This is a genomic window from Klebsiella scottii, from assembly GCF_036561945.1.
Classification (GTDB): domain Bacteria; phylum Pseudomonadota; class Gammaproteobacteria; order Enterobacterales; family Enterobacteriaceae; genus Klebsiella; species Klebsiella scottii.
On the sequence record NZ_JARXNI010000017.1, the window covers coordinates 128,549 to 142,429 of the forward strand.

11 protein-coding genes are annotated in these 13,881 nt (G+C 58.8%); all 11 read right to left on the minus strand.

Going from position 1 to position 13,881, the window contains the following annotated elements:
- Positions 1-20: 20 nt before the first annotated feature.
- The 11 genes from ftsA to QFI97_RS00900 are packed head-to-tail and all read right to left on the minus strand — an operon-like array spanning position 21 to position 13,870.
- On the minus strand, positions 21-1,283 hold the full coding sequence (gene ftsA, locus QFI97_RS00850; RefSeq protein WP_004857881.1) for a cell division protein FtsA: 1,263 nt from the start codon (positions 1,281-1,283) through the stop codon (positions 21-23).
- Positions 1,280-2,116: a cell division protein FtsQ gene (ftsQ, locus tag QFI97_RS00855; protein WP_095103769.1), complete on the minus strand. Its 837-nt coding sequence runs from the start codon at positions 2,114-2,116 to the stop codon at positions 1,280-1,282. The genes ftsA and ftsQ overlap by 4 nt, the downstream gene beginning before the upstream one ends.
- Position 2,117: 1 nt before the next feature.
- Complete coding sequence (locus tag QFI97_RS00860; protein WP_095103770.1) at positions 2,118-3,038, minus strand: D-alanine--D-alanine ligase; 921 nt, start codon at positions 3,036-3,038, stop codon at positions 2,118-2,120.
- Positions 3,031-4,506 carry a UDP-N-acetylmuramate--L-alanine ligase gene (gene murC, locus QFI97_RS00865; RefSeq protein WP_095103772.1) on the minus strand — a complete coding sequence of 492 codons (1,476 nt, stop codon included), beginning with the start codon at positions 4,504-4,506 and terminating at the stop codon, positions 3,031-3,033. The genes QFI97_RS00860 and murC overlap by 8 nt, the downstream gene beginning before the upstream one ends.
- 47 nt (positions 4,507-4,553) lie before the next feature.
- A complete protein-coding gene (gene murG, locus QFI97_RS00870) occupies positions 4,554-5,624 on the minus strand; it encodes an undecaprenyldiphospho-muramoylpentapeptide beta-N-acetylglucosaminyltransferase (RefSeq protein WP_095103773.1) in 1,071 nt (356 codons plus the stop codon).
- Entirely contained in the window at positions 5,621-6,880 is a 1,260-nt protein-coding gene (gene ftsW / locus QFI97_RS00875; RefSeq protein WP_095103774.1) for a cell division protein FtsW, read from the minus strand. Before ftsW ends, murG begins: the two co-directional genes overlap by 4 nt.
- On the minus strand, positions 6,880-8,196 hold the full coding sequence (gene murD, locus QFI97_RS00880) for a UDP-N-acetylmuramoyl-L-alanine--D-glutamate ligase (protein WP_346430400.1): 1,317 nt from the start codon (positions 8,194-8,196) through the stop codon (positions 6,880-6,882). The genes ftsW and murD overlap by 1 nt, the downstream gene beginning before the upstream one ends.
- Positions 8,197-8,198: 2 nt before the next feature.
- Positions 8,199-9,281 carry a phospho-N-acetylmuramoyl-pentapeptide-transferase gene (gene mraY / locus QFI97_RS00885; RefSeq protein WP_095103777.1) on the minus strand — a complete coding sequence of 361 codons (1,083 nt, stop codon included), beginning with the start codon at positions 9,279-9,281 and terminating at the stop codon, positions 8,199-8,201.
- On the minus strand, positions 9,275-10,633 hold the full coding sequence (gene murF, locus QFI97_RS00890; protein ID WP_346430401.1) for a UDP-N-acetylmuramoyl-tripeptide--D-alanyl-D-alanine ligase: 1,359 nt from the start codon (positions 10,631-10,633) through the stop codon (positions 9,275-9,277). The genes mraY and murF overlap by 7 nt, the downstream gene beginning before the upstream one ends.
- The gene (murE, locus tag QFI97_RS00895; protein WP_331834559.1) at positions 10,630-12,117 is read right to left on the minus strand and encodes a UDP-N-acetylmuramoyl-L-alanyl-D-glutamate--2,6-diaminopimelate ligase; all 1,488 of its coding nucleotides are present in this window, start codon (positions 12,115-12,117) and stop codon (positions 10,630-10,632) included. Before murE ends, murF begins: the two co-directional genes overlap by 4 nt.
- Complete coding sequence (locus QFI97_RS00900; protein WP_041144043.1) at positions 12,104-13,870, minus strand: peptidoglycan glycosyltransferase FtsI; 1,767 nt, start codon at positions 13,868-13,870, stop codon at positions 12,104-12,106. The genes murE and QFI97_RS00900 overlap by 14 nt, the downstream gene beginning before the upstream one ends.
- Positions 13,871-13,881 lie beyond the last annotated feature (11 nt).

Here is a 13,881-nt window from a genome sequence, read left to right on the forward strand (position 1 = left end):
TTCTGCGTTCTCTTAAAAAATTAAAACTCTTTTCGCAGCCAGCTATTTAGTCGCTTAATCCACGAGCCAACTGATGCAGTTACGCGTTTTTCCACTTCTGCTTCACCACTAAGATGAGACTCCTTCCCGTAGTGCAGCAACCCAACCGCCGTTGAATAATACGGCTCCTGGGCATAATCCGTTAAACCGGTAATGTTCAGCGGTGCACCGATACGCACCTGCGTATGGAACACCCGCTGCGCACAGGCGGCGAGACCTTCAATTTGCGCCGCGCCGCCGGTTAACACAATCCCCGCAGCCAGATGGTGCTTCACGCCCTGCTGGCGGAGCTGCTCCTGCAGCTGCAGGATCTCTTCATTGACCAGGTTGAGCAGTTCGGTATAACGCGGCTCAATAACCTCTGCCAGCGTCTGACGCTGCAGGCTGCGCGGCGGGCGTCCGCCTACGCTCGGGACTTCGACGTTTTCGTCTTTACCGACGATTGAGCCCAGCGCGCAACCGTGGCGCACCTTGATCGCTTCGGCATCGCTCGGCGGCGTGCCGAAGGCATAGGCGATATCGCTGGTTACCACGTTGCCCGCGTACGGGATCACTTTGGTGTGACGCAGCGCGCCGCCGGTATACACGGCGATATCCATTGTACCACCGCCAATGTCCACAACGCAGACACCAAGCTCACGTTCATCTTCCGTCAACACGGAATAACTGGCCGCTAAACCGGCAAAAATGAGCTGGTCCACTTTCAGACCGCAGCGCTCCACCGCTTTAACAATATTTTTTGCCATATCGTTATGGCAGGTAATCAAATGCACTTTTGCCTGCATACGAACGCCAGACAGGCCAACCGGGTTTTTAATCCCCTCCTGGTAGTCAATGGCGTACTCCTGCGGGATGACATGCAGCACGCGATGCTCATCGCGTACGCGGACCGACTTGGCGGTATGCACCACGTTCTCAACGTCGTCCAGCGTCACCTCTTCTTCTGAAATCGGCACCATCCCAATTTCATTTTGACAGCTAATATGTTTACCTGAAAGCGCCAGGTACACTGACGAAATCTGGCAATCAGCCATCAGTTCGGCCTGGTCAATGGCGCGCTGTACGCATTTCACCACGGATTCCAGGTCGTTAACCCCGCCTTTATCCATACCACGCGATGGGCAACTGCCCACGCCAATGATATTGACCACGCCGTCGGGCAGAACTTCCCCTACTAAAGCGGCAACCTTCGCGGTGCCAATCTCCAGTCCAACTACCAGCTTTCTGTCCGTCGCCTTGATCATTGTTGTTCTGCCTGTGCCTGATTCTGTTGTTGATTAGTTTCCTCAGCGGGAGCAGGCACCCAGCCTACCGCCGCGCCCGAGTCATAGCGCAAATCAACGTAGCTTATCCGTTTGCCATCGGTCTGCGCCTGCTGCTGAAGAACCGGGTAAAGTTCCATAAAGCGCTGAAGACGTTTCATGGTGTCGCCGCGGCCAAGGTTGAGCTTAATATCGTTATTAAGCGTCAGCTGCCAGGAGCGACGCGCGGTCATCGCCGCCACTTTCAACGTGAATTTATCCTTTGCCAGCACCTGCCCCATGTCGCGATATCCTTGCAACACTTCGTTCTCGCTGCCTTCCGGGCCATACAACATCGGTAAATTCTGTTTATTGGTGCGATCCGCCGGGACGCTGAAAGAATTACCTTCTACGTCTACCATATGCTGATCATTCCAACGCGCAATCGGCACATATTCAACCAGATGAATCTTCAATTCGTCCGGCCACTGCTTTCTGACGCTCGCCTGTTTAATCCACGGCAGGCGCTCAATCTGACTTTGGATAATATTCACATCCTGAGTCATAAAGGTTCCAGGAGAACCCAGCGCCAGAATTGCCTGGCGAATATCGTCATTACGCGTGTAGTGACGCTCACCGGTTACCACCATCTTGGACAGCGGTAAACGCTGTGCGTCTTCCATCCAACCCAGAACCATCCACCCGCTGACCAATACGGTACACAGCACCGCCAGCAGGAAGAAAATCCCCGCCAGACGAGTTCCATTACTTCGGCGCGAAGAAGACGTTTCCTCTTCTTCTTCGTGGTTCCGCGTATTCAGCGCAGCCTGCGACATATCACCCCGCCAGGTCCAAAATTCGAACAACAAGCTGTGAGAAGCTCATCCCCGCCTGACGCGCCGCCATCGGCACCAGGCTATGGCTGGTCATGCCAGGGGAAGTATTCGCTTCCAACAGATAAAACTGGCCATCGCTGTCCAGCATCACGTCAATCCGTCCCCAGCCGCTACAGCCAAGAACATTCCAGGCTTTCAGTACCAGGGCCTGAATTTCTGACTCGCGGGCAGGTTCCTCACAACCAGGACAGAAATATTGCGTCTCATCAGAGAGATACTTCGCCTCATAATCATAGAAGGTTCCAGCCACATGGATACGAATTGACGGTAAAATTTCTTCACCGACGATCGCAACGGTGAATTCTGGTCCACTGAGCCATTTCTCAATCAGAACTTCATCATCATGCTGAAAAGCCAGCGCCAATGCATTGTGTAATTCACAACTTTCGCTTACTTTCGACATGCCGACGCTTGAACCTTCACGACTCGGCTTAATAATGAGCGGCAGGCCAAGCGCCGTAATCTGCTGCGCGGCCTCTGCGGTAAGGCCCGCGTTGAACTGTGAACGGGTCAGCGCCACCCACGGAGCAACGGGTAAGCCCGCGCCCTGCCACAGTAATTTACTGCGCACTTTATCCATTGAGATTGCCGAAGCCATCACACCGCTGCCGGTATAAGGCAGTTGAATCAGCTCAAGCAGCCCCTGCAACGTTCCATCTTCCCCACCGCGGCCGTGCAAAGCAATAAACGCTTTCTTAAAACCCAGCTGCTTCAGCTGAGTAATATCGACATCGCGAGGGTCGACGGGATGGGCGTCAACGCCGCCCTCACGCAGGCCGGCAAGCACCGCCGCGCCGGAGTTGAGCGATACCTCTCGCTCGGCGGAGGTCCCGCCGAAAAGAACCGCGATTTTATCAGCCACGGCGCTCCTCCCCCGCTTTTTGCGGCATGAGTTTGATTTCAGCCAGGTGGCGGGCGATTTTCCCTATATTTCCAGCGCCCTGCACCAGCACCAGGTCGTTCCCGGTCAGCACCGAAGCCAGCATCTCTGCCGCCTGGGCCGGGTCGGAAAGCAGAATCGGGTCCACCTTGCCGCGACCGCGAATAGTGCGGCACAGGGAGCGGCTATCCGCCCCCGGGATCGGCGCTTCGCCAGCGGAGTAGACGTCCAGCATCAGTAGCGCATCGACCTGAGTCAGCACGTTGGCAAAATCGTCGTACAGATCGCGCGTACGGGTAAAGCGGTGCGGCTGGAACAGCATCACCAGATTTTTATCCGGCCAGCCGGCGCGAGCCGCTTTAATGGTCGCATCCACTTCCGTCGGGTGATGACCGTAATCATCAATCAGCATCGCGCTGCCGCTTTTACCGTTGACCTCAGCCAGCGGATATTCACCAAGGAAATCAAAGCGACGGCCGGTGCCCTGGAACGCTTCCAGCGCCCGCAGAATCGCGTCGTCTTCAATGCCCTCTTCCGTCGCCACCGCCACGGCAGCCGCCGCATTCAGCGCATTATGGCGGCCCGGCGCGTTTAGCGTGACCTGGATAACCTCTTTGTCCTGGCGCACGAGGCGGAAATGGCCCTGCGCGCCAAGCTGGCGATAGTCTTCAATACGCACGTCGGCATCATCGCTAAAGCCGTAGGTCGTCGTCTGGCGGCCAACGCGCGGCAGCAGCTCACGAATGACCGGGTCGTCCACGCACATCACCGCGCGTCCGTAGAACGGCAGGTTGTGCAGGAAGTTAACGAACGTCTGCTTTAAGTTTTCAAAATCACCGTGGTAGGTATCCATGTGATCGGCTTCGATATTGGTCACAATGGCAACCATCGGCTGCAGATGCAGGAACGAAGCGTCGCTCTCATCCGCTTCCGCAATCAGATAACGGCTATGCCCAAGACGGGCATGAACGCCGGCGGCTTTGACCAACCCACCGTTGACGAAGGTAGGATCGAGGCCAGCCTCGGCATAAATACTGGAGACCATCGCGGTGGTCGTGGTTTTACCGTGCGTGCCGGCGATAGCGATGCCGTGGCGAAAACGCATCAGCTCCGCCAGCATCTCCGCGCGGCGGATAACCGGAATACGCGCTTCATGCGCGGCAACAATCTCCGGATTGTCCGCAGAGATTGCGCTGGAAACCACCACCACGCTGGCATCACGCACGTTTTCAGGGCGATGGTTGAAATAGATCGTGGCGCCAAGTTTAGCCAGCTGTTGCGTAACCGGATTCGGCGCCAGGTCGGAGCCGGAAATCTGGTAGCCTTCGTTGGCCAGAACTTCGGCAATACCGCCCATACCGGCACCGCCAATGCCAACAAAGTGAATGTGCCGGACGCGACGCATCTCGGGCACTATGGAACGCAGTTTTGCCAAATCTTGTGTATTCATTCTTTACGCCATCAACTTCTCTATTCGGGCGGTGGGATTCACCGCGATTAGCGCGCCAGTGCTGCAGCGCTCACTTCTTCCGCTACCCGCTCGGTAGCATCCGGAATCGAGACTCTACGCGCTCGTTCCGCCATATCCAGCAGCGTTTCCCGATCCCAGCCGGCCAGGGTTTGCGCCACGGCGTCAACCGTGAACTGGGGCTGTTCGAGAATTTTCGCGGCTCCCGCTTTCTCCAGCGGCAGCGCGTTCCAGTACTGCTGGCGATCCTTGTGCTGAAACGGCACAAACAGCGCCGGTAATCCTGCGGCGGCAATTTCGCTCACCGTCAGCGCACCGGAGCGACATACCACCACATCGGCCCAGGCATACGCCGCCGCCATATCATCAATAAATTCGGTCACCTTGTGCTGCGGCTGCCCGGCATCGGCGTAAGCCTGCTGTACCGTCTGCTGGCCGCCTTTACCGCTCTGATGCCAGATGGTCACCGCGCCGCCCAGCTTCCCGGCCACCAGCGGCATGGTCTGGTTCAATACGCGCGCGCCCTGCGAGCCGCCAACCACTAAAACGCGGGTCGGCCCCTGACGCCCAAACAGCCGCTGCTCCGGCAGAGGCAGCGCGAGCACATCGGTACGTACCGGGTTGCCCACCACGTCAGCGTGGGGGAACGCGCCGGGAAACGCCTGCATCACTTTCTTCGCAATTTTTGCCAGCCATTTATTGGTCAGGCCGGCAATACCATTCTGTTCGTGCAGCACCACCGGAATACCCAGCGACCACGCCGCCAGCCCGCCGGGGCCGGACACGTATCCGCCCATCCCCAGCACGACGTCCGGCTGGAAACGTTGCATAATCGCGCGCGCCTGACGCCAGGCGTTGAAAATACGTACCGGCGCCAGCAGCTGCGCCTTCAGGCCTTTGCCGCGCAGGCCGGAGATGCGGATAAAATCTATCTCAATACCGTGCTTTGGCACTAAGTCCGCTTCCATACGATCGGCGGTACCCAGCCAGCGAACCTGCCAGCCCTGGTCCATTAAATGGTGCGCGACCGCCAGCCCCGGGAACACATGCCCGCCGGTACCGCCCGCCATCACCATTAACCGCTTTTCCTGACCGCTCATCGAACACCCCGTGTAAACGCCTGCGCTTTTTCCAGACGCGTTTCATAATCAATACGCAACAGCAACATGATGGCCGTCGACATAATCAGCAAGCTGGAACCACCGTAGCTGATAAGCGGCAGCGTCAGGCCCTTGGTCGGCAGCATGCCCGCAGCCGCGCCGACGTTAACCAGCGCCTGGAAGCTAAACCAGATACCGATCGCACAGGCCAGAAAGCCGGAGAAACGGTGGTCAATCTCCAGCGCTTTGCGGCCAATGGACATGGCGCGAAAAGCGACGAAGAATACCATTAAAAGGGCCAGTACCACACCGATATAACCGAGTTCTTCGCCGATGATGGCGAAGATGAAGTCAGTGTGCGCCTCCGGCAAATACTCCAGCTTTTGTACCGAGTTGCCTAAGCCCTGCCCCCACATTTCGCCGCGACCAAAGGCCATCAGCGACTGGGTTAGCTGGTAGCCGCTGCCAAACGGATCCTCCCACGGGTTCCAGAAGGAGGTTACGCGGCGAATACGATACGGTTCGGCGAGGATCAGCAGCACCACCGCCGAGATCCCCATGCCGATAATGGCAATGAACTGCCACAGCTTAGCGCCGGCGAGAAACAGCATCGCCAGGGTCGTGACAAACAGCACAACCACCGTTCCGAGGTCCGGCTGCGCCAGCAGCAGAATCGCCAGCACGAAAATCACGCCCATCGGTTTCAGGAAGCCGCGCAGGTTATTGCGCACCTCATCGCCTTTACGTACCAGGTAGTTGGCGATGTAGCAGAACAGCGACAGCTTGGTAAACTCCGCAGGCTGAATACGCAGCGGGCCCAGCGCAATCCAGCGCGATGCCCCGTTTACCGAACTCCCGACCACCAGCACGATCAGCAGCATCACGATCGAGGCGATCAGCATCGCGGTGCTGTGCCGCTGCCAAAACACCATCGGCAGGCGCAGGGTCACCAGCGCGAGCCCCAGCGCCAGCAGAATGTAGAGTCCGTCGCGCTTGGCAAACAGAAACGGATCGTTCGCCAGACGCTGACCAACCGGCATCGAGGCCGAGGTCACCATGATGAAGCCGACCGCCGCCAGGCCAAACGTCAGCCACAGCAGCATCCGGTCATACATCACCAGGCTGTCGTTATCTTTCTGCCGCGAGCCCATCACCCAGCCCTTCAGCGCGGCAAACAGCCAGGAGAAGATACGCATTCCCGGCAAACGCGGCAGCGTCAGTCGGGGCATTCTCAGGCGCGGGAGGGATAGACGCATCAGCCTAACTCCTTCGCCAGGCGGGTAAAGATATCCCCCCGTTGTTCGAAGTTTTTAAACTGATCGAGGCTGGCGCAGGCCGGTGACAGCAGCACCATATCGCCCGGCTTCAGCAGCGGCGCAATCTGACGCATCGCCTGCTCCATGGTTTCCGTCTGCGTCGCCGCCTCAGGGCGCAGCGCCGCCAGCTGCTCGCCGTCGCGACCGAAGCAGTAGAGGCGGATATTGTCGCCGGCCAGATAACGCTTCAGCGGGTCAAAATCAGCGGATTTGCCGTCACCGCCGAGCAGCAGATACAGCGTACCGTCCAGATGCAGACCGTTCAGCGCCGCTTCGGTGCTGCCAACGTTGGTGGCTTTGGAATCGTTAATCCAGCGCACGCCGTTATGATCCAGCGCCAGCTGGAAGCGGTGCGCCAGACCGGTAAACGTAGTCAGCGCCTTGAGGCTGCTGGCCCGCGGCAGGCCTGCGGCATCCGCCAACGCCAGCGCCGCCAGGGCGTTGCTGTAGTTATGCTGGCCGGAGATGTTCATCTCTTTGACGTTCAGCACTTTCTCACCTTTCACCCGCAGCCAGGTTTCTCCCTGCTGGCGGTTGAGGTGGTAGTCGCCGACGTCCACGCCAAAGCTGATGCAGCGGTCATCGGCGCCGCGCACCGGCATCGTCAATCCGTCATCAGCATTCACGATGCAGCTCTTCGCATTTTCATAAACGCGCAGTTTGGCCGCCCGATACTGCTGCAGGCCTAGCGGATAGCGGTCCATATGATCTTCGGTCACGTTGAGGATCGTCGCGGCAACCGCCCGCAGGCTGGAGGTGGTTTCCAGCTGGAAGCTGGAAAGTTCCAGAACATACAGTTCGCGTTCAGCATCCAGCAGCATCAGGGCCGGCAGGCCAATATTGCCGCCGACGCCGACGTTTACGCCGGCCGCTTTCGCCATCTCACCCACAAGGGTGGTGACGGTGCTTTTACCGTTTGAGCCGGTAATGGCCACAACCGGCGCCTGCGCCTCGCGGCAGAACAGCTCGATATCGCCAACGATTTCCACGCCGGCATCCGCCGCCGCGCTCAGAGAGGGGTGCGCCAGGGCGATACCCGGGCTTGCCACGATCAGATCGGCCGCCAGCAGCCAATCCTCGTTCAGGCCGCCAACGTAGCGCTCCACTTCTTCCGGCAGCTTATCCAGGCCTGAAGGCGCAGCGCGAGTATCCATGACGCGCGGCGTCACGCCGCGGGCCATGAAAAAGTCCACGCAAGACAGGCCGGTCATACCCAGCCCAATAATGACGACTTTCTTACCCTGATAATCTGCCATGATTAACGTACCTTCAGCGTCGCCAGGCCAATCAGCACCAGCATCAGCGAAATAATCCAGAAGCGCACGATCACGCGCGGTTCCGGCCAGCCTTTCAGTTCATAGTGGTGATGAATCGGCGCCATTCGGAAGATGCGCTGGCCGCGCAGCTTGAAGGAGCCGACCTGCAGAATGACCGACAGGGTCTCAACAACAAAAACGCCACCCATAATAACCAGCAGGAATTCCTGACGCAGCAGCACGGCAATGATGCCCAGCGCGCCGCCGAGGGCCAACGAACCCACGTCGCCCATAAAGACCTGAGCCGGATAGGTGTTAAACCACAGGAAGCCAAGGCCCGCGCCAACAATTGCCGTACAGACGATAACCAGTTCGCCGGCATGACGCAGATAGGGAATATGCAGGTAGTTGGCGAAGTTCATGTTGCCCGACGCCCACGCCACCAGCGCGAAACCGGCGGCAACAAATACGGTGGGCATAATCGCCAGACCGTCGAGGCCATCGGTGAGGTTAACCGCGTTGCCGGTACCGACAATCACAAAGTAGGCCAGCAGAATGTACAGCAGCCCCAGCTGCGGCATGATGTCTTTGAAGAACGGCACCACCAGCTGGGTGGCCGGCGTGTCTTTCCCGGCCATATACAGCGCAAAGGCAACCCCCAGCGCAATCACCGACATCCAGAAGTATTTCCAGCGGGCAATCAGGCCCTTGGTGTCTTTGCGTACCACCTTGCGATAGTCATCAACGAAGCCAATGATGCCGTAACCTATCAGCACCGTCAGAACGCACCAGACGTACGGGTTAGAGGGGTAAGCCCACAGCAGGACCGATACCACAATCGCGGTGAGGATCATGATCCCGCCCATGGTCGGCGTACCGCGTTTGCTGAAGTGAGATTGCGGACCGTCGTTGCGGACAACCTGGCCGAAAGCGAGTTTTTGCAGACGAGCGATCATACGCGGGCCCATCCACAAAGAGATGAACAGCGCGGTCAGCAGGCTGACGATGGCGCGAAACGTCAGGTAGGAAAAGACGTTAAAGCCTGAATAATATTTGACCAAATGTTCGGCCAGCCATACTAACATGTTCCATTCTCCTGTAATGCGCGTACTACCTCTTCCATGGCGGCACTACGTGAACCCTTCACTAAAATGGTCAGAATTTTATGCTCTGCGATAAGCTCGCGCAGACGAGTCACCAGCGCGGATTTCTCGCTAAAGTGCTCACCCACGCCGCTGGCGGAGCTGATATCAGCGCTCAGCGCGCCGACGCTCAGTACCCGATCGAGTCCTGCAATCTTCGCCGCTTCGCCAACCTGACGATGGCAGGCGGCGCTTTCCGCGCCGAGCTCGGCCATATCGCCGACCACCAGCACCCGGTAGCCCGGCATTTCAGCCAGTACCTGCACCGCGGCGGTCATTGACCCGACGTTGGCGTTATAGGAATCATCAAGCAGCAGCTGATTTTCCGTAAGCCGGATCGGGAACAGGCGCCCAGGCACCGCGGTAAGCTGAGCCAGCCCGGCTTTCACCGCGGCTAAATCAGCGCCGACCGCCATTGCCAGCGAGGCTGCGGCCAGCGCGTTGGCGATATTATGGCGGCCCGGCAGCGGCAGCAGAACATCCACGCTCCCCGTTGGGGTTTGCAGGGTAAATTCCGTACCGTGGCTGGTGACATGAATATTGGTCGCCGTAAAGTCGCTGTTCGCGGCGTTTGGCGAGAAGCGCCAAACCTTACGATCGCCAATGACGCTCTGCCAGTTCAGCCAGTCGTTATTGTCGGCGTTGAGAATGGCGATGCCGTTTGCCGGCAGGCCGGTAAAGATTTCGCCTTTCGCTTTCGCCACGCCCGCCAGCGAGCCGAAGCCCTCAAGATGCGCGGCGGCCAGGTTGTTCACCAGCGCGGCTTCCGGACGCGTCAGATTAACGGTCCAGGCAATTTCGCCCTGGTGGTTGGCGCCCAGCTCAATCACCGCATACCGGTGCTCATGAGTCAGGCGCAGCAGCGTCATCGGCACGCCAATATCGTTATTCAGGTTGCCGGCGGTATACAGCGTGGTGCCGCACTGTCCGAGGATCGCCGCGGTCATCTCTTTCACCGAGGTTTTTCCGGAGGAGCCGGTCAGCGCGACCACGCGCGCCGGTACCTGCTGGCGAACCCACGCGGCCAGCTCACCGAAAGCCAGGCGAGTATCTTTCACCACCACCTGGGGTAAATCGCACTCCAGCCTGCGGCTGACCAGCAGCGCGCCGGCGCCCGCCTGTTTTGCCTGCGCAGCAAAGTCGTGAGCGTCGAAGCGCTCGCCTTTGAGGGCTACAAACAGGCAGCCCACCGTTATTTTGCGGGTATCCGATGTGACCTCATCAATGGCCAGATCGCTACCGTGCAGTTCGCCGCTGGCGATGTCGGCAAGCTGAGTGAGCGTAAAGCGAATCATGCTACCGTCCCCAGTAAACGCGCGACGGTAACGCGATCGGAGTAGTCCAGGCGGCGGTTGCCGACAATCTGGTAATCCTCGTGGCCTTTACCCGCGACCAGCACCACGTCGCCCTCTTTCGCCTGCATAACGGCATTGGTCACCGCTTCCGCCCGACCTTCCATCACCTTCGCGTGCCCGGCATCAAGCATGCCGGCCAGGATATCGTTGATAATGGCGCGAGGCTCTTCGGTACGCGGGTTATCATCAGTGACAACGGCGATATCGGCGAACTCTTCGGCGATAGCGCCCATCAGCGGACGTTTGCCCTTATCGCGATCGCCGCCGCAGCCAAATACGCACCACAGCTTGCCGTTGCAGTGCAGACGCGCGGCCTGCAGCGCTTTTTCAAGCGCATCAGGCGTATGAGCGTAATCCACCACCACGGTCGCTTTGCCCGGCGCGCTAAAGACTTCCATGCGCCCGCAAACCGGCTGCAGACGAGAGGCCGTTTTCAGCAGCTCGGCCAGCGGATAGCCCAGCGCCAGCAGCGTAGCCAGCGCCAGCAGCAGATTGCTGACGTTAAAGGCGCCCATCAGGCGACTTTCGACTTCGCCCTTGCCCCAGCTGGAGTCAAACTGAATGGTCGCCCCGCTGTCGTGATAGCTCACCGCGGTTGCCTTCAGCCAGCGGCCGTGGCAGTTCGGATTAATATGGTCTTCCATCGATACCGCAACCGCATCCGGCAGCTTCGCCAGCCAGCGGCGGCCCACTTCATCATCGGCGTTGACGATCGCCTGACCGCAGTGGTGGGTGGAGTAGAGCAGCCATTTTGCCGCTTCGTAATGCGCCATATCACCGTGATAGTCCAGGTGATCGCGGCTCAGGTTGGTAAAGACCGAGGCGGCAAACTGCAGCGCGGCTACGCGGTGCTGCACCAGGCCGTGAGAAGAAACTTCCATCGCCGCCAGCGTCGCCCCCTGCCCTGCCAGACCGGACAGCACGTGCTGGACGTCTACCGCAGAGCCGGTGGTGTTTTCCGTCGGGATAACCTTGTCCAGCAGGCCGTTGCCTACCGTACCCATGACCGCGCTGGTTTCGCCGAGCAGCTTGCCCCACTGCGCCAGTAGCTGAGTAGTGGTGGTTTTGCCGTTGGTCCCGGTCACGCCGATCAGGCGCAGCTGCTGAGAGGGCTGATGGTAAAAACGCCCGGCCAGCGCCGACAGGCGCTCGTTGAGCTGGCTAAGATAAATGACCGGCACGCCGTGCATTTCACGGATTTCACCGTCGCCAGCCTCATCTTTGGCCTCAGCTATAATGGCAGCAACACCTTGCGCTATCGCCTGCGGGATATAACGACGCCCGTCCGCCTGATGACCTAATACCGCGATAAAGAGATCCCCGGAAGCAGCCACCCGGCTGTCCAGCGTCATCTCTCGCAGAATTCGCTCCGGCGCATTTGGCACCCACGGAGCGAGAAGGTCGCGCAAATTACGATCTGCCACCTGTTCCCTCGCCTTGATTAATCACAAATTCACTTTTTTCGCCCGTTGCCAGCGCATCCGGTTCGATGTTCATGGTGCGCAGAACGCCGCCCATGATGGCACCGAAGACCGGCGCGGAAACGGCGCCGCCGTAGTATTTACCCGCCTGCGGGTCGTTGATCACCACCACCAGCGCGAAACGCGGGTGGCTGGCGGGCGCAACGCCTGCGGTGTAAGCAATATATTTATTGATGTAGCGGCCGTCCGGCCCCACTTTTTTCGCCGTACCGGTTTTGATCGCGATGCGATAGCCCTTAATCGCCGCCTTCACGCCGCCGCCGCCCGGCAGCGCCACGCTTTCCATCATGTGCACCACGGTACGAACGAGAGGTTCCGGGAAGACTCGCTCGCCCGGAACCGGTGGATCAACTTTAGTAATCGACAGCGGGCGATAAACGCCGTAGCTGCCGATCGTTGCGTAGACTCGCGCTAACTGTAACGGAGTTACCATTAGCCCATAGCCGAAAGAAAAGGTGGCCCTCTCTATGTCAGACCACCGTTGTTTTTGAGGGTATAAGCCACTGCGTTCTCCGACCAACCCCAAATTGGTCGCTTTTCCGAGCCCAAAACGTGAGTAAGTATCTACTAACGCTGAGGACGGCATCGCTAACGCCAGCTTGGAAACACCGACGTTACTCGACTTCTGTAGTACCCCGGTCAGGGTCAATTCGCTATAGCGCGCCACGTCTTTAATTTCGTGGCCGTTAATACGGTAAGGAATGGTGTTCAGCACGGTATTTTCATTGACGATCCCGCGCTGTAGCGCCGTCATCACCACCATCGGCTTCACCGTTGAACCCGGTTCGAAGACGTCGGTGATGGCGCGGTTACGCATGATATCTTTTGCCGTGCCGGAGAAATTATTCGGGTTGTAGGACGGGCTGTTGGCCATCGCCAGCACTTCGCCGGTGCTGACATCAACCAGCACCGCGCTTCCCGACTCCGCCTTGTTAAACGCCACCGCATTGTTGAGTTCGCGATAAACCAGCGCCTGCAGGCGCTCGTCGATGCTCAGCGCGAGGTTATGCGCGGCCTGGCTGTCGGTGGAAGAGATATCCTCAATGACGCGGCCATAGCGGTCTTTACGCACGATACGCTCGCCCGGCTGGCCGGTAAGCCACTTGTCAAAGCTCTTCTCAACGCCCTCAATACCCTGGCTATCGACGTTGGTAAAACCGATAAGGTGAGAGGTGACTTCGCCTGACGGGTAGTAACGGCGCGACTCTTCGCGCAGGTGGATCCCCGGCAGCTTAAGCTTCCTGATGTAATCGGCCATATCAGGATTGACCTGGCGAGCCAGATAGATAAAGCGCATCCGCGGGTTGGTATTGATGCGCGACGCCAGCTGATCCAGCGGCATATTCAGCGCGTCCGCCAGCGCTTTCCAGCGATTGTCGAGAGTGACGCCGCCGGCATCGTGCAGCTCTTTCGGATCGGCCCAGATAGCCTTCACCGGCACGCTCACCGCCAGCGGGCGGCCCGAGCGGTCGGTAATCATCCCGCGCGCGGTAGACACTTCCTGTACGCGCAGGGAGCGCATATCGCCCTGACGCACCAGCATGTCCGGACTGATAACCTGGAGCCACGCCACGCGGCCCAGCAGGAAAGTCAGAGCCAGCAGAATACAGCCGCACAGCAACGCAAAACGCCAACTGATAAAGTTGGCCTGTTCTTCCTGACGTTTTGGTCTTGGCGTTTTCGGCGCTGCTTTCATGCGTCGCAATA